Origin of the sequence: Microcystis ichthyoblabe FBCC-A1114, assembly GCF_050500245.1 — a bacterium.
GTDB lineage: Bacteria > Cyanobacteriota > Cyanobacteriia > Cyanobacteriales > Microcystaceae > Microcystis > Microcystis ichthyoblabe_A.
This window is the reverse complement of record NZ_CP191408.1, coordinates 376,641-398,966: the sequence shown is the minus strand read 5'-3', so window position 1 is coordinate 398,966 and position 22,326 is coordinate 376,641. Positions and strand designations below refer to the sequence as shown.

General features: G+C 40.6%; 13 protein-coding genes. 6 read left to right on the top strand and 7 right to left on the bottom strand.

Annotated elements, in window-relative coordinates; all coding sequences use genetic code 11:
- Positions 1-23: 23 nt before the first annotated feature.
- From ACQY1Y_RS01940 to ACQY1Y_RS01925, 4 genes are all read right to left on the bottom strand, one after another.
- The gene (locus ACQY1Y_RS01940) at positions 24-659 is read right to left on the bottom strand and encodes a hypothetical protein (RefSeq protein WP_430013858.1); all 636 of its coding nucleotides are present in this window, start codon (positions 657-659) and stop codon (positions 24-26) included.
- A gap of 91 nt (positions 660-750) precedes the next feature.
- The gene (locus ACQY1Y_RS01935; RefSeq protein WP_430013857.1) at positions 751-2,301 is read right to left on the bottom strand and encodes a glycoside hydrolase family protein; all 1,551 of its coding nucleotides are present in this window, start codon (positions 2,299-2,301) and stop codon (positions 751-753) included.
- Between the two features lie 203 nt (positions 2,302-2,504).
- On the bottom strand, positions 2,505-3,116 hold the full coding sequence (locus ACQY1Y_RS01930; protein ID WP_430013856.1) for a hypothetical protein: 612 nt from the start codon (positions 3,114-3,116) through the stop codon (positions 2,505-2,507).
- A gap of 45 nt (positions 3,117-3,161) precedes the next feature.
- Entirely contained in the window at positions 3,162-4,508 is a 1,347-nt protein-coding gene (locus ACQY1Y_RS01925) for a glycoside hydrolase family 10 protein (RefSeq protein WP_430013855.1), read from the bottom strand.
- Positions 4,509-5,342: 834 nt separating this feature from the next.
- Here ACQY1Y_RS01925 and ACQY1Y_RS01920 point away from each other — a divergent pair.
- The 3 genes from ACQY1Y_RS01920 to ACQY1Y_RS01910 all read left to right on the top strand — a co-directional run bounded on the left by ACQY1Y_RS01920 (position 5,343) and on the right by ACQY1Y_RS01910 (position 9,658).
- The gene (locus ACQY1Y_RS01920; protein WP_002736280.1) at positions 5,343-6,782 is read left to right on the top strand and encodes a sensor histidine kinase; all 1,440 of its coding nucleotides are present in this window, start codon (positions 5,343-5,345) and stop codon (positions 6,780-6,782) included.
- 92 nt (positions 6,783-6,874) lie between these two features.
- Entirely contained in the window at positions 6,875-7,972 is a 1,098-nt protein-coding gene (locus ACQY1Y_RS01915) for a saccharopine dehydrogenase family protein (RefSeq protein ID WP_430013854.1), read from the top strand.
- A gap of 3 nt (positions 7,973-7,975) precedes the next feature.
- On the top strand, positions 7,976-9,658 hold the full coding sequence (locus tag ACQY1Y_RS01910; protein ID WP_016516022.1) for a mechanosensitive ion channel family protein: 1,683 nt from the start codon (positions 7,976-7,978) through the stop codon (positions 9,656-9,658).
- Here ACQY1Y_RS01910 and ACQY1Y_RS01905 read toward each other — a convergent pair.
- From ACQY1Y_RS01905 to ACQY1Y_RS01895, 3 genes are all read right to left on the bottom strand, one after another.
- Positions 9,585-10,088: a hydrogenase maturation protease gene (locus ACQY1Y_RS01905; protein ID WP_002738268.1), complete on the bottom strand. Its 504-nt coding sequence runs from the start codon at positions 10,086-10,088 to the stop codon at positions 9,585-9,587. The genes ACQY1Y_RS01910 and ACQY1Y_RS01905 overlap by 74 nt on opposite strands.
- Before the next feature lie 349 nt (positions 10,089-10,437).
- Positions 10,438-10,929, bottom strand: coding sequence for a GNAT family N-acetyltransferase (locus ACQY1Y_RS01900; protein ID WP_002735254.1), 492 nt, complete (start codon positions 10,927-10,929; stop codon positions 10,438-10,440).
- A gap of 82 nt (positions 10,930-11,011) precedes the next feature.
- Entirely contained in the window at positions 11,012-17,149 is a 6,138-nt protein-coding gene (locus ACQY1Y_RS01895) for a translocation/assembly module TamB domain-containing protein (RefSeq protein WP_430013853.1), read from the bottom strand.
- A gap of 460 nt (positions 17,150-17,609) precedes the next feature.
- On the opposite strand from ACQY1Y_RS01895, the gene ACQY1Y_RS01890 reads away from it, so the two are divergent.
- The 3 genes from ACQY1Y_RS01890 (at position 17,610) to opcA (ending at position 22,108) form a co-directional block, all read left to right on the top strand.
- Positions 17,610-18,800: a DUF3747 domain-containing protein gene (locus ACQY1Y_RS01890; RefSeq protein ID WP_430013852.1), complete on the top strand. Its 1,191-nt coding sequence runs from the start codon at positions 17,610-17,612 to the stop codon at positions 18,798-18,800.
- A 316-nt stretch (positions 18,801-19,116) separates the two neighbouring features.
- Positions 19,117-20,646, top strand: coding sequence for a glucose-6-phosphate dehydrogenase (gene zwf / locus ACQY1Y_RS01885; RefSeq protein WP_002736082.1), 1,530 nt, complete (start codon positions 19,117-19,119; stop codon positions 20,644-20,646).
- A gap of 106 nt (positions 20,647-20,752) precedes the next feature.
- Complete coding sequence (gene opcA, locus ACQY1Y_RS01880) at positions 20,753-22,108, top strand: glucose-6-phosphate dehydrogenase assembly protein OpcA (protein WP_002736509.1); 1,356 nt, start codon at positions 20,753-20,755, stop codon at positions 22,106-22,108.
- Positions 22,109-22,326: the final 218 nt, after the last annotated feature.

Below are 22,326 nucleotides of genomic sequence, written 5' to 3'. Positions count from 1 at the left end.
TAATATTGATCTTGTATTTGCTACTAAGGATAAACAGGATTACGCCTATACCAATCAACGTAGGTTAAACTTTTTGGAGAAATATTTTGCATAAATTTTTCCAAGTTTTTACGCTCATTTGTGTTAGTCCCTAATCCAAAATCGAGAGAAGATAAAACTGCTCGGCGAATGGTTGGACTTTGACGATCGAGAATGGCAACTAAAAATTTCGGATTTTGATTAGCCCATTGTACAATAACTGTGGCATAATTTTCCTCTACTATCCCATCTATATACGGAGACATTTTAACCAAAGTTTCCGCATCTTTTTGATAGCCATTTGCTGCTTTGTTTCCAAGTTTAATTATAGTCGGCAGTCCCAATTCTATAAGTAAATCACGACCTTGATCACAAGAAATTCGAGAAATTTGACTACCAGCTAACCAACCAGCAAGAGGTAATTTAATTTTCAGCCATTTTTGATGACCCTCACTTAATTGTACAGAACTGCCGCTAGGTAAAGTTGCAATAACGTTATTCCCTTGTATTTGAGGATAGGAACGGATATTCACATAACCATCGGTGGCAGTAACAAAAAATTTTTGACAAGATTCTGTGCCAATAATTGAGTTACCTGTTAGCAATAAATATAAGGTAAAAAGGGTGATTTTGCGTAACATTTATGGTTAGAAAAATTTTCAATGTACCAATAATTACTAGAGACAATTGAATCATCATTAAACAATTCAATTGCCCCTTGTTAAAGATAGGCTAGGGTTTGGGACAAGTTCCTAAACCCCAATCCACAAAAAAGTCTCGTGGGTCAGTTTCCCGAAGCCAACGAACAAAACGTTGATAATCGCCAATCGTATAAATTCCCACACATCCTGCGGTACCCGGAGACTTCTTGCGGCGATTCCAGTCGATGTGAATTTCAATAGCACTTCTACGGGTTGAATTGGGCTTTTGATAAGTTAAAGGCGTTGACACTGGACCAACTCCAGGATCAGGAAATACAAATTTTCCAGAGTAATCATCTTTGTGTGCAGGACCCCCTGCCCATTTAATATTCTCAATTCGCCATAACCCTTCTGGTAGCGGCTCAAATGATTTAGGTACACTAGCGGTAGCCGTCTTAAAAATCTGTCTCGATGGCGTACCAGAACACACATTAAGACTGTCTTTCAGTTGTCCATCTTTAAAGTATTCCATTTTTAAAACGAAACAACCAAATTCATCTTTTTTGTTGATTTTGGTTAATTTAAGATAATTTTTACCCGCACTGGGTACGCCGACAGGAGGAGTTACAGGAACTGGATTTCCTTCCCACAGTTTTTTCCAAGTCAGGGGGCCGACTTTGCCATCTGCTTCATTAGCTCCAAAAAATTTGGCTTGGAAAGCTTTAACAGCTTGATCCGTTCCTGAACCAAAGTTGCCGTCAATTTCCCCTTGATAGTAGCCCAAATCTCGCAAACGTACCTGCAATTCCTCAATATCTTGCTTTAAACTGGCGGGAGTATCTTCGTCTGCTCCCATTCCAATTATTAAAAGTTGATTATCCAATGAGGGAGGAGCAGCAACTTTTGTGATTGTCGCAAATTCCCTTTTTTGAATTAAGATTCTTTCCCCCGCAGGTACTTGTTTTTCCTGGGGGGCAATGAGGAAATTTTTAGCATTAGGATATTGACGTATGACGGTAATTAAGTCCTCTTTATCTGGGCTTTCTACAGTCAAAATTTCTATAACATCAGAGCCTTTTCGAGCCACAATAATCGTATCATCATTATTTCTGTCTCGATAGCCCTCTAACCAATCAACTTGAGCTTGTAAGGAGGGTTCAGGCTTGTCTAAAGGTTTTCCTTCACTTCCAGATTTTTCAAATAAAGCCTTTTCCTCACGGCGACGATTAGTTAAACCTTCTAAAACAATTTTCACTCCGTTTTTTGTTGCTTTATTCCAAACTAAAAATTGTTCTGCCGCTCCAGTAAAATCACCACTATTAAGTTTTTTCAGTAGGGTACTTCCTTGAAACGCCCCACCACCCACGTTGTAGCAAAAAGAAACTAGAGCATCGAATTGATTCTGATTGAGTCCTACTGTTACTTTTTTGGTAACTAACTCAGCAAAATCGTCAGCCTCTAATTTTAATAAGTCCTCCGCTTCTGCTTCGGTGACAATATCTCCTAACTCCACAGGTTGCCCATTGGGATAACGAATCGTTCCATAACCAATAGTAGGTATTCCCACTGGATCTAAGTAAGCATTGGCACGAAATCCTTCCCATTTTTTAATTAAGTCAAGACAGATTTGCGAAATTTCCATATTTAATTTTCCTCTTGAGGATAGTCAAATTTTGACTATTTTTCGTACAGCTATTATACTCTCATAAACCTCGACATAATTGGCAAATATTTAATATTTCTTATTAAGTATTTTTGAAATTAATTCAACAGAAATTTTCCCAGTTTTTATAACCAGGAAATCTAGAATTTATTGATGTTTCGTGACTTAATGATAACAGTTAACTATTTATTAACTTGCCCTCTGGTGGCAGTAATGGTATCAGAGACTAAAGCGGGCAAACCATGAAATAGCTTAGTTCCCGTGGCAATACCTAAGGCTGACAAAACTAAATCTAATTTGTAGAATGTAGCGATTTGCTCAGGTTTGGTTGTCGTCATATTTACCAAAGGTTCTAGAATACGAATCCCTGTAAAACTTGCCATAAAACCAAAGACAAGACTTAAGAAGAGAGCATATTTTTTGGTTAGAGTTATGTACTGGAGTAACTCTTTTTGTTTTGAGATTAATTGTGCTTCTTGTTCCTCCGTTCGAGAGGCAATATTTTTCAAAACACTAATCTCTTGTTCTAAAACCTCTTTCTGGGGATTACGCCAAGCAGCAATAAATAATTCTACGCTGCGTTCCACCACCGCAACAATAGCAATTGTGCCAATGAAAATCTTATCTAGGGCGATATCTCCCCGCATAGTTAACGAGGGAAAAATGGCAATATTAGCAAGCAGTAGAAAAGCCACCAATCCGACTAAAAACAGCAAAAACCAGAAGGGATTATTTAGCAAAAATTTTTCAGTTTTTGTAGCCATGCTATTCAAGGAAAGGGAAGATTGAGTCATGAATTTATCTCCTTTTATGGATAATTTTGAATCTCAAAGAATAAATTAAACAAATTGATCGGTAGCAAGAATTTGAGCCAATTTCTTCTCCCTGTCAGCCACGGTTTCTGTGGTGGGAATATGGTCTAATAAACTGCTATAGAAAAAATAGGCAAAACCGGCAAAATCTCGCTCACGAGTCTCCTGAGTTTGTGCTTGAATTAATTGGAAATTTACTCGTCTATCACTGGGTTTTAAACCTGTGAGAATACCGATGACGGTGGGAATATGTTCCCGCGCTGCTTTTACCTCTGATTTATCGATTTCTCTCTCAAAACTCTGGACATCTCCACGATAAGTTTGCAATGCCAGTTCTTCAATTAATCCTTCCTTTTCCCATGCTTCCCAATCAGCTAAAGCATGATCAACAGAAAATCCTAAAGGATTGGGAGAAATGGAGAGAATACAATCGTCTTTTTCCGCTTTAATGGTTTTAAAAATCAATCGCACTAATTGAGTTAACTTCTCCTTACGCCAATCTTTAAATTTCGCTAATTGGGGATTGCTTAAGGGACTAACTGAACCAGTTTCCTTTTGAAAAAGTTTGATAGTAAAGGATTCAAACCCCATGCTAAAATCAAAATTTTTAGTACCATTAGGCAAGAATTTTGCGTGATGAATAGCGAAGTGATCATCTAATTGAATACCATCAATTTCATAGTTTTTAACTACTTCACGAATAAGACTAACCCAAAAATCTTTAACTTCAGGATGAGCGGGATTTAAGCGGCAATTTCCATCACCATCAACGGTATTTTTCTGTTGATGAGTAAGCATAAACCAATCTGGTTTTTGGGCAAATAAGGGAGCAGCTGGGGGAACCATTAAACCATATTCAAACCAAGCAATAATCCGAAAGTTATACTTTTCTGTCTGATTAATCTCAATGATTTCTGCTAGTAGATCTCTACCGACTAACTCTTTTTCAAGGTTGACTTTTTTGAGTTTTTCCTTATCGGCAGTGAAGACATTATCAGCAATTTGTGATTGAAAAAACACATAGCCTTTGTTCCAAACTACTAGATAAAGAGTATTAAATCCTAAATTTTTAAGTTTTTCCAACCCAGCTTTTAGGTTATCTTTAGACTTGAGAATATCACTGTCAACATTGGTGAGCCAAACGCCCCGTATTTCTTCTACTTGTACATGATCATCAAAGAAAAATCCCGCTTTCCCCACTGAACCTTGTTCTGCGGCTAACTTGACAGAATAATGATTATTTTGGCGAAAATAAGATTTAATTGGCAGTTTAGTTCCCGCTTTGATTAAGGATTTTTGCCCACTATTGAGGGTTTCGGAAAAAGCTGTGGAAGACTTGAAAAACGTATCCTGAAGAATATGAATGTGCAGCATATTTTTTACTCTCTCTCAGACAAAGGATAAATGAACCTCAAATCCGCAGCAGCGACGGGTTCGGAAGACAGACAAGCGCACTTAGTTCTGATTAATTCTCAGAATTTGCTCACGGCAAAATATAGTCAATAACCGACCCCAACTATTGCTCGAAAGTTACCACTACTCAACTGTTTACCTAGCTTGAAAGCAACACTTAAACAGGCAAACCAAGAGCCGATGGTTCCTCCTATTGACGTAATGTCAAGGACAAAGGGTTTGGGAGCAAAGATCGGTTAGTTAGGGAAATCATTTGGGAACAATTTAACTCGCTCTATGATAACCATAGATAAACAAAAAAAATACTTAAATGTAACAAAAAAACACATAAGTCGGGAGGTGTAGTTAAATATTAGACTTATCGAGGTTGAATTGAGCTACTAAACCCACAACCAGCATAGGTAATCAACTGGACTAACCTATATTACAAATCATTAAGCCGATTGACAGCCTTTCCGATCAAGACGAAGTGTAACCTAATGGCTCTTCTCGACTTTGTGTGATAATTTTTGCTTATGGAATCGTGAAATACTTATCGGGTAACACTTTTAGGACTATTTTGTCGAAGAGACTATCAGTATAGACCTCGTTTCCACACAGAAACCAGAAGAGCCACCTAATTTGCTATCGACGACCGACTCCCCAAAAGCAAAACTTTGTACCTCACCATTAAGATAACTGTTATCAAAACGCGGATATCACTGCCAATAGAGTTCGGTTTTACCGTTATGGGATGGGCATTAACGGGGGTAATATTCTAGGTAAGGAATTTGTATCTAGTCAGTGATGAAGACGATGTTAAAGGGGTCTTTACCGAAATTAAGCGATATTTTCCCGCCGACTGACCATCAGGACCGGGAAACTTTCACCCCCAATGCTTTTTATCCTAATTTATCGGAATGGCTCAAGCGCTCGCAACTGAAAGCGGAAAGTGAATGGTTCGCAGCGATCGCATCTTTAGAAAATATCTTATTACAAAACCCAAATAATGCCGCCAGTCGGGGTTTAATTCTCTCCGGTCCGACGGCTTTAGTCAGAGAAAGCAAGGCTTTAACGGGTTTTAAATTCGGTGTTTTTACCGTTAAAGCTTTAAAACATTTACAATGGCTGGGTTTGCAATTGCCTTCTCAGGAAAAATCCGCCGCCGATATTTCCCCGACAGAGATTCATGAATTGCCTCTCTTGCCAACGGATCCGATTGCTAATGAAAGATTTTGTCTGGTTTTTAGCGAAAGTTTCGCTCTTTTGCTGGTTTTAGGCGAGGATCAGTGGGGTTTGTCCTCTTTTCAATTTTCCTTTGATCCCGTCCTCACTCAGCAAGCTTGGCAGCAGTTGCGGCAACGATTAGTTAATCTGCGTTATCCGCAAATCGAGACTTTAGAGGCAATTATCGAGGCTAATGGCAGTCCCTCGCCGGATTATCGTCTAGTTAGCCAATTTAGTCGCCAATTACTGCAAAATTTACCCAACCAGCCTAATTTAGACCTGAAAAAAACGAAATCGCCTATCAATGCCGAAATCACTCCGCCAAAGGAAGATAATTCTAATTTAGAATCGGGTTGTGATTTGGAATTATTGCGCGCTTTAACCCACGAAATTCGCACCCCTTTAACCACCATTCGCACCATTACCAGATTATTGTTAAAACGGGCCAAAGTAACGGAAGATGTAGAAAAATATTTAGAAACAATCGATTTAGAATGTAGTGAACAAATTCAGCGCATGGAATTAATTTTCCGAGCCGCAGAATTGGGTATTAATCCTCTGGGAGATAAACCAATTCAATTAATTCCAATTGCTCTAGAAAAAGTCTTTCAAGATAGTATTCCTCGGTGGCAAAAACAGGCTAAACGGCGCAATGTCAATTTAGAAGTTAATGTACCGAAAAAATTGCCTTCGGTAATTAGCGACCCGAATTTATTGGATCAAATGTTAAATGGAGTCGTGGAAAAATGTACTCGCAGTATGGCTAGTGGTGGACTGTTGCAAGTACATATATCAACGGCAGGAAATCAATTAAAAATGCAGTTTCAAACTCAAATAAAATCACCTAATCTTACCCTCAAAGCTTTGGGAAAAGTCCTAATGTTTCAACCAGAAACCGGTAGTTTAAGTCTGAATATGAAGGTGACTAAAAACCTTTTTCAAGCTTTGGGAGGTAAATTGATTGTGCGTGAAAAACCCGAAGAAGGTGAGATTTTAACTATTTTCTTGCCCCTCGGACGCATTAAATAAGTTGGGATTATTCTCAATTTTTCATCTTGTAAAATAGGCAAAATTGCCAAGAGGATGCTATACTAGGGCAACAAATATTATTGATAGTTGCCATGGAAAAAACTGTTTTAATTTTAGGTGGCACCGGTCGCATTGGTCAAAGTGTCGCCCTAGATATTATTAATCATACTTCAGCTAAAATTATTATCACAGGACGCAAGGAAAAAGCCATTAAATTACTGCCAAGAATGCAGTTTTTGGCTTTAGATTTAGAAGAAATAGACAAGCTTAGACAAGCAATTAAAAATAGTGATTTAGTTATTCATTGTGCCGGTCCCTTTCACTATCGCGATGGCAGGGTAGTAAAAATTTGCATCGAAGAAAAAGTCAATTATATTGATGTTAGTGATCATCGTTCTTTTTATCAAAAGTTAATTCCCTATCGAGAATTAGCGATAAAAGCAGGAATAACTGCCGTGGTTAATACGGGAATTTTCCCCGGTATTTCTAATAGTATAGTGCGGGAGGGAGTGGAACAATTAGATAGGGTAGAAACGATCCGTTTAAATTATGCCGTAGCCGGTTCAGGAGGTGCGGGATTAACCGTAATGCGGACAACTTTTCTCGGTTTAAAAAAGCCTTTTTTAGCTTGGATTGAGGGAAAATGGCAAGAGATTAAACCCTATACTGCCAGGGAAGTAATTGACTTTCCCGCTCCTTTGGGTAAAACTGGTGTTTATTGGTTTGATATGCCAGAAACCTATACTTTTGCCGAATCTTTTCCAGTGCAAAATGTGATCACAAAATTTGGTTCTATTCCCGATTTTTATAATCATTTAACTTGGATTACTGCCCATATTTTTCCCGATGCTTGGGTAGAAAGTTATCGGGGAATTGAGTTTTTTTCCCAAGTTAGTTATCGCATGACAGAAGTAACCGATAAATTTTCGGGAATTGGGGTGGCAATGTTGGCAAAAGTCGTCGGATGGCAAGGGCAGCAAAAAGCAGTTTATCAAGCAACTATGGTTCACGAGAATACTGCTCAAGCAGCGGGTTGGGGAACTGGCAGCGTGGCAGAATTAATCTTAGCGGCAAAACTCCAAAAAGCTGGGATTTATCCCGTGGAACAGGTGTTATCCACAGAACTATTCCATGCTACGATGAAAAAAAGAGGTATTAAACTCGATCGCTCCTGTACAATTGTGGCTTAGAAGATGAAAAAAATCTGGCGTTACCTAGGACTGTTTTGTTTAGTTTTGTTACTGACTTTATCCCCTATCTTCATGATAGCAGCCCAGAATAATCCTGCTAAACAGGGACAGGAAACACCCCTGGAAACTTTGGGAGAAGTTTTTCCCGTCATGCTTGATAATCAAGAACTTTTTACGATTCGGCAGGGAATAGGTTCTTTTTCAGCGCAAGAAAGAGCGAAATCGATTACAGACAGAATTGAAAAAATTGCCGATGACGATGCTCTTTCTCCTGAAGATTTAACTATAAAAATTGATCCTGAAGACAAAAACCCTTCGATTATTTTGGGAGATACGGTTATTGCTACTATTACTTCTAAAGATGCCAAATTACAGGCGGTCAGTCAAGAAGTATTAGCCGAACGAGCTTTAGCAAAGATTAAAGCGGCCATTGTCCGTTATCGTCAAGAACGTCAACCGGATAACCTCTTAAAAGATGCAGTTTTGACGGTAAGTGCTACCTTGGCCACGGTCTTAATTTTCTGGGTAATAATTTTTATATCTTCGCGGGTTTTTCCCCAGATTCAGAGGTTAATCACCTCCCTAGTTCCTGGGGTCGTATTCCAAAATTTTGAGATTATTAGTTCCCAGACAATAGGAATTTTTTCCCTAAGAGTTTTGCAATTTATCCGCACTCTAATTATTTTAACTATTCTCTATTTTTATTTAACTTTTGTCCTTCGTCTTTTTCCCTGGACTAGAAAATTTGGTGATGGTTTTCTGCAATACTTTTTTAGTGCTTTAGAAGTTGTTTCCCAAGAGATAGCAAAATATTTACCCAGTATTTTTATCATACTGCTAATTATTTTTATAACTCACTATCTGTTGAGAGCAATTAAACCATTTTTCACTGGATTGGAAAGAGAAAATTTAGTAATTAATGGTTTCTATCCCGATTGGGCAAAACCAACCTATAATTTACTGTCACTGCTGATAATTGCCTTAGCTATAGTCATCGCTTTTCCCTATCTACCTGGATTTAATTCTCCTGCTTTTCAGGGGGTGTCGGTATTTTTAGGGGTACTATTTTCCTTGGGTTCCACCTCTGCTATTGCTAACGTGGTGGGGGGAATTATCCTCATCTATACCCGCTCTTTTCAACTAGGAGATAAAATTTCTATTGGTGATGTTATTGGAGATGTGATTGAAAAAGGACTATTAGTCACCCGTATTCGCACACCAGCTAATAGAATTATCACGATTCCTAATTCATCGCTGTTAAACACTAATGTGATTAACTTTAGTGTCTCTCAAAGGGAATTCAAACAGCCTTTAATTTTGCAAACCACAGTCACTCTCGGTTATGATTTACCTTGGCGTAAGGTTCACGCAACCCTGAAAGAAGCAGCCTTAGCCACCCAATTTATTGTCTCAGAACCTGCTCCTTTTGTCTTGCAAACCAGTCTCGATGATTTTTATGTCAGCTATCAGCTAAATGCCTACACCGATCATCCTAACAAAATGGTGTATATTTATTCTGAATTACACCAAAATATTCAGGATAAATGTAACGAAGTCGGTATCGAAATTATGTCTCCTCACTACAAGGCTCTCCGGGATGGCAATCACAGCACTATTCCTGAAAATTATCTGCCGGAAGATTATCAAAGTCCTGCTTTTGGTATTCAGTCAAATCCTCAGAAGTAATAATTTTCCTAATAGCTTTAATCGCATTTGTCAAGCCCTTTTGAGTTATTGTTGATAATTCTTCACCAAATTCACAATTAATAGCAGGAATAAATATTCCCCAGGCCCTAGGAGTTTGTTGATAAATTGCTTGAGTTAATGCTAATAAAGAAGCAGGACTTTCTGCATGACCGAAATTATTCCATTCGGTAACTGCCGCTAATTTTTCTATCTGGATATCAGTTTGATTAGATAATACCGCATCAACAAAAATAACTAGAGAAGCATCAGCTATATCGGCCGCTAACTCAGGAGTCAATTGATGGGTAGCGATGACCTCTAGATTAGACCAATTCTCCTCGGCAATAATTTCGGCTATTCTCACTCCCACTCCGTCATCATTTCTTAAAGTATTACCATAGCCGATGAGCAGTATTTTAAAATTATTCATGGTCATAGCAGTTATCTTAATGATGATGTACAAAGTTTTCCTTTTTGGGGAGTCGATGGTCGATACCAAATTAGGTTATACTTCGTCTTGACCAGAAACGCTGTAAAATAAGTATAGGATATCTGGGATGATCTCGATACACAGCTTGACCTAATCGATAAATTAACTGAGTCTGGTAAGAAAACTTAAGCCTTGATAGTAGTTTCTTGATGAGGAAAAAATTATGCTAAGGAAGAGCCATAAATACTATCTCTTTTCTCTCACCTAGAAATCATCTCTAGGCGAACCAGAAAATACTGATATTCAATTAAGTCTAGAATTTAGTCTAGCTATGGGGAGAATTGCCTATTTAAGCGACTTTTTTCCCTAAAATGACCACATCAGCCAGAAAATCGTCTAGAGCGGCAATTTGGGGTAAATAACCCCATCGTTGAAAGCCGAATTTTTCAAAGAGACGAATACTGGCCTGATTGTGGGCAAAAATAATACAGATAAGATTAGATATACCCAATTTCGGACAGCAATTCAGGGCATATTCTACTAATAATTTACCGATTCCACGACCTTGATAATCGGGGGAAATATATAAACTAACCTCTGCCGTTTTTTGGTAAGCGACACGACCATAAAACATCTGTAAACTTAGCCAACCCACCACCCGACCTTCGATCGCTATTACCCAAATGGGATACTGTTCAGGATCGTGCTTTTTAAACCATTCTCGCCGACTTTCGAGGGAAATAGGCTTTAAATCTGCGGTTGCCTTGCGAGTGGGAACAGCGGCATTATAAATCTCGATAATTGTTGGTAAATCTGTTTCTTTAGCCTCGCGAATAATCATAGAATATCAAGTAAGATGAAGTATAACCTAATTTTGCCTTGTCTCCTAACTTCTGAACTCTCCTATATCTCTCAATCTTACCTTAAAATTGAGTTTGATAGCGGACGGTAAACTCATTCAAATTGTAATCGTAGGAGAAGCGGATAAAAGACTGGGAATTAACTCGATAGACGGTTTCCAAATTGGGAAGAATATTAAAATCGGTTGCTCCAATCGCATTACTAACCGCATTCTCCACATCATACACGACTCCTTGAGCTAAGAGGGGAATCGCCAACTGAACCACTCCAAACTGAATTAATTGTTCTGTATTTTTCCCCTGTAAACCATTAAAAACCGACAGCAATTGTTCCCCCAACAGTCGAACGATTTCCCCTTGGCTGCGGGGGGGAGTGCTAGTTAATTTAACTAGGGGAGTATTAAGCAATCCCTCATCTTCACCTCTAGCAAAAGCCACTCCTTGTAAACAATTAGCAGCTTTTTGTAATTCTGCATTTGTGTAGTTTTCCTCTAGGGGAAAAGGGGGACTATTGGGACGAATTTGGCACACTTCATTAATATTACGGCCTAAATTTGGTAGCAAGCGGTTTAATTCCCCTTCAACGCTGAGGGTGACATCGATCCTTTGAATGCGATTCAGACTATCATCGGGAATTTCATTACTAGGAAAATCCCCCCCCGGACGGGAGATAGCAAAATCGCGAGATTGAGAAAATTCGCTGAGAATTGTTCGCAGTTGAATATCAACAAAGGGATTAAAAAGTCCCAACCCGCGACTAGAATCAAAAACAATAACATTTTGATTGCGTCGGTTAAGAAGAAAACGAGTATCGATGTAGCTAACCCGTCCCCGATCGAGATTAATCACTCCATTGGTTTGTAATTTCTCCAGTGAAGTGAGCGAACCGTTCAAGGTTAAAGCACCACTAAAATCAAATTGATACAAAGGTTCTTGTTCGATGGATAATCCCGCTAAAGACACTTGGAAATTATTTAAAACTGGAGTAATATTGGTCGTCTGAGGAATGTTGAGAGGCTGCAGCCAGCGACTTACTGATTTATCCGTTTCTTGATTAATTTCTGGGGTGCGAGGAAGAAAAACTTTACCCCGAGAAAGACGTACATTACCCCCGATAATTGGTTGTTGAATTGTTCCCGTTACCATGGCATTCCCAGCAATTAATCCCCGATAAAGACCATTAATTGCTATATCTCCCTCTTGAATATTAACTGTTAAGGGATTAGGATTATTTTTGATGGCTTGAAAGAAAGGTAAAACTCCCACCACAGAAATTTGTCTGTCAGCGATCGAGCCTTGTAATTCCTCTACTGTTAAGCTTTCAGGGGTTAACCCAATGCGGCCATTTACGGTTAAAATCTCTGGAAAAGCAACACTGCGGATAGCGGCATTATTGAGAGTAACTATACCATTTGCTTCTAAATCTTTTATTTTTAAGCCTTCTTTTATATCTAATCTTCCCGTCGCTGAAAGAACTACCTCTCCCTCACCTTTAACCCATTCGATGGCGTTTTGACTGATAGCTTCAATTAATTTGAGTGCATCGGTTCCTAATTTTGCTTGGATTTTTAATTGATCATTACTCGGTAAGGGAGGATAGGGAATGCTGGCATAGAGTTGGATTGATTCGGAGGAGGTTGTCCGCAAATCAAAACGATACTGATTATAGGTAAATAAACCAATTATATCTTGATTAATATTTTGGGCATTAATTGCACCATCAATAAAGCCAAAGTTACCCTGAATACGAGGATTTAATAAAGTTCCTGTAATTTGACCTTGAGTTTTTAGACTACCAGATACATCCAAGGGAAACTGCACAAAATTTCTCAAGAGATCGAGAGAAAGATTTTCCACGGCAAAAGTCCCCTCTACTTTTTTCAAGGAAAAATCACCCGCTAAAAATACGGAAGAATCTCGTGATTTTAATCTAATCGGTTCTATCCTGAGCAACTGACGATTTAAGTTAAGATTAATTGTTACTTCATCAATGGGAATTAATTGGGTATCGGTGGTGACAATTCCGAGAGGTTTAACAATATTTACTGTCGGTCTTTGGGGTCGCCATTCCCATCGATTGCCCTGAAATTGTACGCTAAGATCGGGATTTTTTAAAGTCCCAGTTAAGGCTATATTTGCTTGATAGCGACCACGAAAATCTAGTTCAGACGGTATCCCAACTACCCCCCTTTCCCCTGCTAATTGCTGGATTATTTCTTCAATTTTTGCCCGCAAATTTACCTGTTCTGCTAGGGAAGCTTCGGGATTACCTACTCCTAGGGGATTAAGTTGAATAGCTGGGTTATTCTCGGAGGAGAAAAGGTTGATTAAACTGGTTAAATCATAGATACTAGCAACTGATAATAAATCTTGAATATAACCTTGATCTACCCTGAGTTTAGCTTCTATTGCTTGGGTTTGCCAATTAAATAAACCTTGCAGATTATATTGACTTGCACCCGCTTGTAAACTCCCCGCTTGCAGTTGAACTATGGAATCCCGATAAAGCAACTTTGCCGTTAATTTTTCCCCGATTAAGTTACCTAGACTAGGTTGATTAATCTCTAGTTGTCCCTGTCCCTGTAAGTTAAATAAATTGATGTCTAGATTAGCATTCACTTGTCCAGCAATAATCCCCGGAACATTGTAGGCTACCGTCGGAGATATTTTCAGGATTTCTAGGGGAAAATCGGCAATCTGAACATTTAAATTTTCTCCGCTTCGTTTAGCTGTTGCTAAAAAAGGAGTTTTATTTCCAAAAGCTTGGCGAATATTTATCCCTAAGGGAAGATAGGGCAGCAGACAATTATTTTGTTGACAAGGATCGAAAGTTAGGTCAATAATGTCCTGATTTCCCCGCAGATTTAAACTAATATTTTGACCGATTCCTGCTTGAATTGTTCCTTTTAGTAGGGGTTCAAAGAGTCGCTCATTAATGCTAAAGTTAGCTAAATTTATATCTCCTTTGATTCGTATATTTCCCACTTTTTGCCAAGCACTTAAGAGATTTTTTCCCGTGATTTGTCCTTGAAATTCTCCGATCCCTGTTAGTGTCGATTCTTTGGGTTTTAGGTTAGAATCAATCGGTAAAAGCGATATAATCTGAGTTAGCCGTACAGCAGCAAGGTCGGTTTTTGCCTGTAGATTTAAGTTAACCTCAGCGATATCGGGTTGACTGGTAAGATTAGCTAAAAGAATATTTCCTCGCACATTAAAGCTATTTTCTCCCCACTGTGCCGAAAGATTATTAATCTGAATTGGTGTTACTCCCTGCCAAATTTCTTGAATATTTCCCGCTAAATTGGCACTAAAATCTAGGTTAGGAATCGAGATTGATTTTACTCCCCCCAATTGCCTTAGTAGGACAGCGGGATCAAGATTAGCGGCAATAATATCACTTTGCCAGAAATTATTATTCAGTTGTGCCTTAGCTTTAATCTCTCCTTTAGCTACATTAATACGAGAGTTAAAAACTGCTTTAATACTGCTTAAGTTCAGTCGTTTTTCTAGCAGAGAGTCGAAAATAGTTTGGGCATTTCCTGTTGCTTGAAACTTCGTTTGGTAAATATTCAACGCTAGGGGAATATTAGTCTGAAAACGCTCTAAACTACCGAGAATATTAAAAATACCTTTGTTTAACTGAATATCAGTATTAATCGGATTATTATCCACTAACAAGCGAGTATTTACTCTAGCATTGATGGTGGACAGATTTGGTATTTTCCCCGCTAGTAAATTATTGATTGCACCAGTGAAATTGACTTGGGTTTTTCCTAGACTAACAGGAATATTTATCTTGGGTAAAAACGGATTTAAGTTAATCCCAGTCGTATTAATTATACCGCTTAAAATACCTTGTTCCAGTTGGGCTGTCGTTCTTAAAAATCGATTATTGACAAATAACTGTATATCTCCTTCTCCGCGCCAAGTTTTTAAATCCGTTAAAGTACCACTAATCAGAGAATTTATTCCACCAGCAAAGCTGATTTTTGTCCTGCCTAAACTAACGGGAACTGTTAAATTTTCCACTAGAGGATTGAGACTAATTCCCCCGGTGTTAACTGTTCCTGTCAGGAAACCTCGATTCAGTTTGGCTGTGGCAATTAAAGGATTATTATCTACTAATAACTCCATATTCCCTTGACCTTGCCAACTGCTGAAAATATTATTTTTATTATTCAGCAATTCCCCTAAATAACCCTGTAAATTAATTTGCGATTGCGTTAATTTAACCTGAGTTGGTAAGTTAGGCAATAGGGAATTAATCAGCAATCCCGCTAAGACAGCTTTAGCCTGAAAATTTCCTTGCGATACTTGACTATTGACTAAAATTGTGCCTTGTTTACCGCTAATTCTTAAGTTAGCAATTCCGTTTAAAGTATTAACATTGAGTTGATCAATTTTGCCACTAACTTGAATATTAGCTGTCTCTAAATTCAAGGGTTCTAAGGTTTCTAAGTAGGGGCAAATAATATCTACATATTGACAAAAGATAGGCAGAAAAGAAGTCAATAAAAAGTTATTACCCGTGATTTTTGCTTGGACTAATTTGCTAGTAAAATCACTATTAGCATTAACCTGTAGTTTGCCAGTATTTGTTTTAATGACCGTATCGGTTAAATTGATTTTGTTGCCTCCTAAAAATACTTTGCCCTCCCCAGCAACATTGATTAATCCTGACTGATTAACCCTGGGTATTTGCCAATTAATTAATAATTGGGGCAGTCCTAAACTCCCTCTAGCTTTAATATTAGCTTGCAGATCGCTTATATTAATTTGAGCGGGAATTGTGGCCAATTGAGATAAAATTTTTCTTGTGGGAAAATTTGCTTGTAAATTCAAATCAATCGGCATTTTTGTCCCGTCAAGAGGTTGATTTTTTTGCAGGGATTGCAGAATATTTAATTGCAATTTTCCTTCTCCTTTAATTTCTCCACCTGCGACGGGTTTAATTTGAATTTTATCTAAACTAAGACGATTGAGATTTGTTTGAAAATTACTGGTTATTGATTGAATGGGAATTTGCTCAAAAATAATCGGTTTGCTGCTGCTAACGGTTCCTTTAATTAGAGGTTGATCTAATTTTCCCGTCACTTGAAAAGTAGAGCGTGCCTCTCCCCGTAAATCTAGAGGTGATTGCAGATAAATAATTCTTAAAAGCTGTTGTAAATCCACCGATTCTAGCGCGACCTTGAGATGATAACCAGTTTGCCAATTTACTTCTCCCTTCACCTCAGTTTTAATCTTGCCAATACTTGCGGTCGCCTGTTCGACTAATACTTTATCTCCCTGTAAATTTAACTTAGTTGTTAGCTTAATTGGATACTGGAAAGGTTGGAATTTACCCGCCAAATCTGTCACCTGAAAATTGCCATTTCCTTCGGTTTGATTTAGCTTTGCCCAACTGGGAATATCGAGAGCAATATTAGCATTTACTTGTCCTTGATTTAATTGGAAATTGCTCCGAGGAATTAAAGTTAATAGTTCATTTAAGTTCAAACTATCAATCTGAAGATTAGTTTGACTTTCGCCCGTTTTTAACGCCGTTTCTCCTTGAATTTTTACTTGACTTTTGAGAATTTCTGCGCTAAAATCGTAGGTGAGAGGTTGCCTTTGATTATCGATGAATCTTCCCTGACCATTGGCCTTAATTTCTATCGGTTTTTTCAGGGCATAGGGTTGGATAGTAATGTCTCCCTTCTCCACCTGAAAACCCAGGTTTAACCTGATGAGTGCCTCCCGATCTAAGTTACTAGCTATTTTTTCTAAATTATCGAGCCATTGACCATTTTTATCCTGATCGAGATAAATACTGGGATTAATTAACTTGACATCAACTGGCAGCGGCAGACCTAAAAGTAACGGCAGCGGATTTAATCCCAATTCGATCGCATCAACAGATACACTATCAGCAGAATTGGCCGTAGCTGGAATTTCCGATTTACCGATACGAATGCGATTAAAATAAAAGCCCTCTATCTTACCTACCCTGACAGGTCTGTGCAGCATTTCACTGAAGATATTGTCTAAAATTGGGGTGAGACGTTCATAAACTAAATAACGAGTCGTAAAATAGCCAAGGGAGGTAATTCCTAGGAGAGTAATTCCCCCGACAATTAAAGTAGAAGGCCGGCGGACAAATCGACCGATACTCAGAAAAAGATTAGGACGAGGAGAAGGATCACCAGGGGAGTTACTCATAATTGTCTACCTCACACACACCAAAGAAAGGGCAATGGCTCACCAGAGCTAATGAACTATGATAATTCACCGCGGCACTGATAGCCCTCAATCGATTAATTGCCATTTTTTAGGCAATTATTGGGCTTAAATCCTGTGGGGAAGTCAAGGGCTGCGGCCAATTAAAAGCCTCTCTCCCCATCTTAGCCTAAGACTCGAATGGCTGGCTAAAATTTTCAACAATTCGCCAACATCTCGCCAGTTTCAACAGCTAACCGAATTAATATTGATCAACCCACCAGTTCAAGCAGAATATTGCTAGGATCAATAGGTTTGGAAATTGAAGATTGAGAGAAAAGTTGTGCAGACAGACAACAATCCGGCGCAGTCTGGAACAACAACCGGAAGTATTCAGTCTTAGAATAGTGGGATTAGCACGTCTATTATTTTTACTGCAAAAATCGTCTTATAGATAAAGATCATGAAAGCTAGATTATCGATCGCCCTAACCGCCCTAATGACCTTGGGCATAACTGCCACACCAGCGGCCAACTTTGACGAACAGGACATCGAGCAGACCCAGGTAGTAGCGATCGCTCGTCCCTACGGAGGTAATAAATTTGACCTGCTAGTCTTGGAACAAATCCAGGGAAAACAGAAGTGTTGGAGCGAAAGCGGCTCAAATCCCGTCATGATCGACCCGCTGCTTCTCAACTTTGACTTTACCGGCATTTGTCGCCGCGCCACCGATAGTAATGGTTATTCTATCCGTCTCGATGGCCGGGATTTTGGGCTAGATTACATCCTGCGTATTGTGGAACGCAATGGCGAATTATACTTAGTGGGAACTCCCCGGGATGCTCGCAGACCGGAATTAGTGGTGGGAAGAACCCGAGGAATGCAAACGGGATTTATGAAAATTATCCTCGAACCGGGTTGGAGATTTAGCCGTCGTACTTTCCAAGGCAAAAGTTTAGGCCACTTCTACTTTAGCGGCAAAGAAACAGAAGTTCTCGCAGCCGCCGGCAGACCTCCTATCAACGAAACCACTCCTCCCCCCACTGCTGAGGCCAGTTTCCGGGATATTAGCGGCGATATCTATAAAACTGAGATCGAAAAAGCGATCGCCCTTGGGATAGTGGCCGGTTTTAAAGAAGATAACACCTTCCGCCCCGAAAATCCCGTCACTAGGGAACAATTCGTCTCGATGATTATTGAAGGGATGGGAACTGTCACTAAAATTAACCTAGAAGATATTCCCCCCGGCAGCGGCAGTTTTAACGACGTAGAAGCGACGCGCTGGAGTGCCAAAAAAATCCAATGGGCCCGGGCCAATGGTATTGTTGCCGGCAAAGCTAACGGCGAATTCCGTCCCACCGACCCCATCACTAGGGCCGAATTGATGGCGATTCTCAAACAGGCCGCCACCTACCTGAAAACTCAGCAACAACAAGCCCCCGATTTAGCCCAAACTAAAACCCCCACCAATTTTTCCGATACTTCCGGTCATTGGGCTGCCAGTTTAATTACCCAGATGTCGGGATTTTGCGCTGTGGCCTCTCCCTTGAACGAACAGGGTAGTGCTTTTGTACCAAATGATCCCGCCCGTCGTAACTACGCGGCAGCTGCCATCGTCCGTACCCTTGATTGTGTTAAAACCGCCAAAAAATAAGTAGGGTTTGCGGCAAAAAGTTTTTCCTAGGGGTAGGGTGTGGGGTTTCACCCATTTTTGGGTGGTCAATTACCTAAAATTCAGGGAAAAAGTCCCTGAATTTTCCCCCCGCTCACTCCCATGCCCAGAACTTTTTGATCTCAAAAAAGCCTAAAGATATTATCCAATTACTGATGACTGATGACCGATGACTGATTACTGATTACTGGTCACTGATTACTGATTACTGATTGTGGTTATTAATTTTTACTTTAGGTATGCCGTCGAGTATTCCCGCTAGACTGGAAAATAATGCACCTCGGCTAGACAAAATCCTATGGTAAAGCTGCTCGAAAATCCTCTCCGAGTGGGATTGCGACAAGAAAGAACCCCAGAACCCTTAATCTTAGTCATTTTTGGGGCATCGGGAGACTTAACCCAAAGAAAACTGGTTCCTGCTCTCTATCAACTGAAACGGGAAAGACGACTACCAGCCGAATTAACCATCGTCGGTACAGCGCGCCGAGAGTGGAGTCATGATTATTTTCGCCAACAGATGCGCCAAGGCATCGAAGAATTTTCCGACGGGATTGGCAGTGAGGAATATTGGCAAGACTTCGCCCAAGGGTTGTACTATTTCCCCGGCAACATGGACGATCCGGAAAGTTACGCCAAAATGAAAGTTTTTCTGGAAGAATTAGACGGAATCCGGGGAACCCGTGGCAATCGAGTCTTTTATCTAGCGGTTTCTCCTAATTTCTTCCCTCCCGGTCTTAAAAACCTTGGCGCGGCTGGAATGCTGAAAGACCCAATTAAACACCGGTTAGTGATCGAAAAACCCTTTGGCAAAGATCTCAGTTCTGCCCAAGTTCTCAATCGAGTCGTACAAGAGGTTTGTCAGGAGAACCAAGTTTATCGCATTGACCACTATTTAGGCAAGGAAACCGTCCAAAACTTACTGGTGTTCCGATTTGCTAACGCCATCTTTGAACCCCTCTGGAATCGTCAATTTATCGATCACGTCCAGATTACCGTGGCCGAAACCGTGGGAGTGGAGGAGCGGGCCGGATATTACGAAAAATCGGGAGCTTTGCGCGATATGGTGCAAAATCACCTGATGCAGTTATTCTGCTTGACGGCGATGGAAGCACCCAACGCTATTAACGCCGATAGTGTCCGTGGCGAAAAAGTCAAAGTCCTGCAAGCGACTCACCTGGCCGATATTAATAACCTAGAAAAATCCGCCATCCGCGGCCAGTATAAAGCCGGTTGGATGAAAGGAAAACCCATTCTGGGCTATCGGCAAGAACCGGGGGTTAATCCCGAATCGACCACTCCCACCTACGTGGCCATGAAATTAATGGTAGATAACTGGCGTTGGCAGGGTGTCCCTTTCTATCTGCGCACCGGTAAACGTCTGCCGAAAAAAGTTTCCGAGATTGCCATCCAATTCCGCCATGTGCCGTTATTAATCTTCCAATCGGCGGCTCAACAAACTAATGCAAATGTACTGAGTATGCGGATTCAGCCTAACGAAGGTATTGCCCTCCGTTTTGAGGCGAAAATGCCGGGCTCGGAATTACGCACGCGCACGGTAGAAATGGACTTTAGTTATGGTTCCTCCTTCGGTGTCACCAGCGCCGATGCCTATAATCGCCTACTTTTAGACGCTATGCTGGGAGATCAAACCCTATTTACCCGTTCTGACGAGGTAGAAGAAGCATGGCGCATCGTTACTCCCGCTCTCGCCGCTTGGGATGCCCCCGCCGATCCCGCCTCCGTACCCCAATACGAAGCGGGTACCTGGGAACCCACAGAAGCAGAATTTCTCCTTAACCGCGATGGCCGTCGTTGGCGACGACTCTAAAACAGTGAACAGTGACCAGTAATCAGTGAGCAGTAAACTAAAAACTCACACCTGATAACTGGTAACTGATAACTGAATCACTGATAACTGATAACTGATAACTGACATGACTACCCAAAGCCCCCCCATTGTCTCCCTGCAAGCACCAAAAGATGTTTCCATCGATGTGATCGAGCAGGAACTGCGCGATATCTGGCAATCCTATAATAATAATGAGGATGGGATGGCCGCCACCCGGGCCACCACCTTTAGCTTTATTGTCTATGAACCCGATGCGGTACAGGAATTGTTAACCCTTCTCGGCTATTACACTGGCCCGATTGATGGTATTGCCGGTCCGCGGACCCACGCCGCCATCAAAGTGGCCCAGAAGGACCTAGAACTAGAAGTAACTGGGCTTTCTAGCGATGAATTTGTCGCTCGGTTAAGGGCGGCCTGGGAAGCGGAAAAAAACGCCGAGGATGGGGCTAATCATCGTCAATACGCCGCCGATTTGGATGCGATTGGAGTGGCAGATGCGATCGCTGCTTCCAATCCCTGTCGCATTATTACCCTCTGTCCCACTGCCGAGGCCGATGAAGGGGTAAAAGCCTCCGTTTCTGCCTATTGTCCCGTTAACAAACGTAGTCAGAACACTTTAGTTTGCTGTGAATACGTCACTTTAAGCGGCACAGCGGAAGCCTTGGAACGAATTGGTGGCATTATTTCCGAGTTAACTATTCCCAGTTTGCCCAAATTTCTCTGGTGGAAAGCCAGTCCCGATGGGGAATATGGACTATTTAAGCGTCTGGCCAGTCAATGTGATACGATTATCGTCGATTCCAGCACTTTTCGGGAACCGGAAACGGAACTGCTGCAAGTGGGGGATTTATTAGCAACAGATGTGCCATTAGCTGACCTAAACTGGAGTCGTCTCGCTCCCTGGCAAGAACTAACCGCCGAGGCTTTTGATCCACCGGAGCGCCGGGATGCTATTCTGGAAGTCGATCGCATCACTATTGATTACGAAAAGGGCAATCCTTGTCAAGCTTTTATGTTCCTCGGTTGGATGGCCAGCCGGTTACAATGGCGACCGGTGGGATATAGTCACCGGTCGGGAGATTACGCTATTCATCGGATTAGCTTCCTCGGTCAGGACCAGCGTTTAATTGAGGCGGAATTAGCCGGTATTCCCGTGGCCGATTGGGGTGAGGTACAAGGGGATCTGATTAGTATTAAACTCACTTCTACTAATCTTCAGGCTGATTGTTGTACGGTAATTTGTTCGGGAACTACTGGCTGTATGCGGATGGAAGCTTCGGGAGGGGCCCAATCTTGCCGGGTTGAACAAGTGTCCCATCTGGAAGACCAAAAAACAGAAACTCTCCTAGGTAAACAGTTACAGCGTTGGGGCCAGGACGTGCTTTATCAAGAAAGCATGAAAGTCACTAGCGCTATCCTCAAATTATCCCAACCGGATTAACAAATTAGCAACAATAATCCCACCCACTTTGGAGAGACCTTGTTAACAAGGTCTCTCGATATTTATACAGTAGTCAGCACCTGATTAAAACCGATAATTATAAGTAGGTAGGCGTTAAAAATTATCAGACACCCCCCTTATCAAGGGGGGGCAGGGGGGATCTAACCTAAAATCCATTTTTAATTTAATTATAACCAGCTACTTACCTTTTCAGAAAA

What these genes read in the sequence shown, in the direction of transcription:
- ACQY1Y_RS01925 (WP_430013855.1), bottom strand. Translation starts at nt 4,508, where the DNA reads ATGCTGCACATTCATATTCTTCAGGATACGTTTTTCAAGTCTTCCACA.
- ACQY1Y_RS01915 (WP_430013854.1), top strand. Translation starts at nt 6,875, where the DNA reads ATGGAAAAAACTGTTTTAATTTTAGGTGGCACCGGTCGCATTGGTCAA.
- ACQY1Y_RS01930 (WP_430013856.1), bottom strand. Translation starts at nt 3,116, where the DNA reads ATGACTCAATCTTCCCTTTCCTTGAATAGCATGGCTACAAAAACTGAA.
- opcA (WP_002736509.1), top strand. Translation starts at nt 20,753, where the DNA reads ATGACTACCCAAAGCCCCCCCATTGTCTCCCTGCAAGCACCAAAAGAT.
- ACQY1Y_RS01905 (WP_002738268.1), bottom strand. Translation starts at nt 10,088, where the DNA reads ATGAATAATTTTAAAATACTGCTCATCGGCTATGGTAATACTTTAAGA.
- ACQY1Y_RS01895 (WP_430013853.1), bottom strand. Translation starts at nt 17,149, where the DNA reads ATGAGTAACTCCCCTGGTGATCCTTCTCCTCGTCCTAATCTTTTTCTG.
- ACQY1Y_RS01890 (WP_430013852.1), top strand. Translation starts at nt 17,610, where the DNA reads ATGAAAGCTAGATTATCGATCGCCCTAACCGCCCTAATGACCTTGGGC.
- zwf (WP_002736082.1), top strand. Translation starts at nt 19,117, where the DNA reads ATGGTAAAGCTGCTCGAAAATCCTCTCCGAGTGGGATTGCGACAAGAA.
- ACQY1Y_RS01900 (WP_002735254.1), bottom strand. Translation starts at nt 10,929, where the DNA reads ATGATTATTCGCGAGGCTAAAGAAACAGATTTACCAACAATTATCGAG.
- ACQY1Y_RS01935 (WP_430013857.1), bottom strand. Translation starts at nt 2,301, where the DNA reads ATGGAAATTTCGCAAATCTGTCTTGACTTAATTAAAAAATGGGAAGGA.
- ACQY1Y_RS01940 (WP_430013858.1), bottom strand. Translation starts at nt 659, where the DNA reads ATGTTACGCAAAATCACCCTTTTTACCTTATATTTATTGCTAACAGGT.
- ACQY1Y_RS01910 (WP_016516022.1), top strand. Translation starts at nt 7,976, where the DNA reads ATGAAAAAAATCTGGCGTTACCTAGGACTGTTTTGTTTAGTTTTGTTA.
- ACQY1Y_RS01920 (WP_002736280.1), top strand. Translation starts at nt 5,343, where the DNA reads ATGTTAAAGGGGTCTTTACCGAAATTAAGCGATATTTTCCCGCCGACT.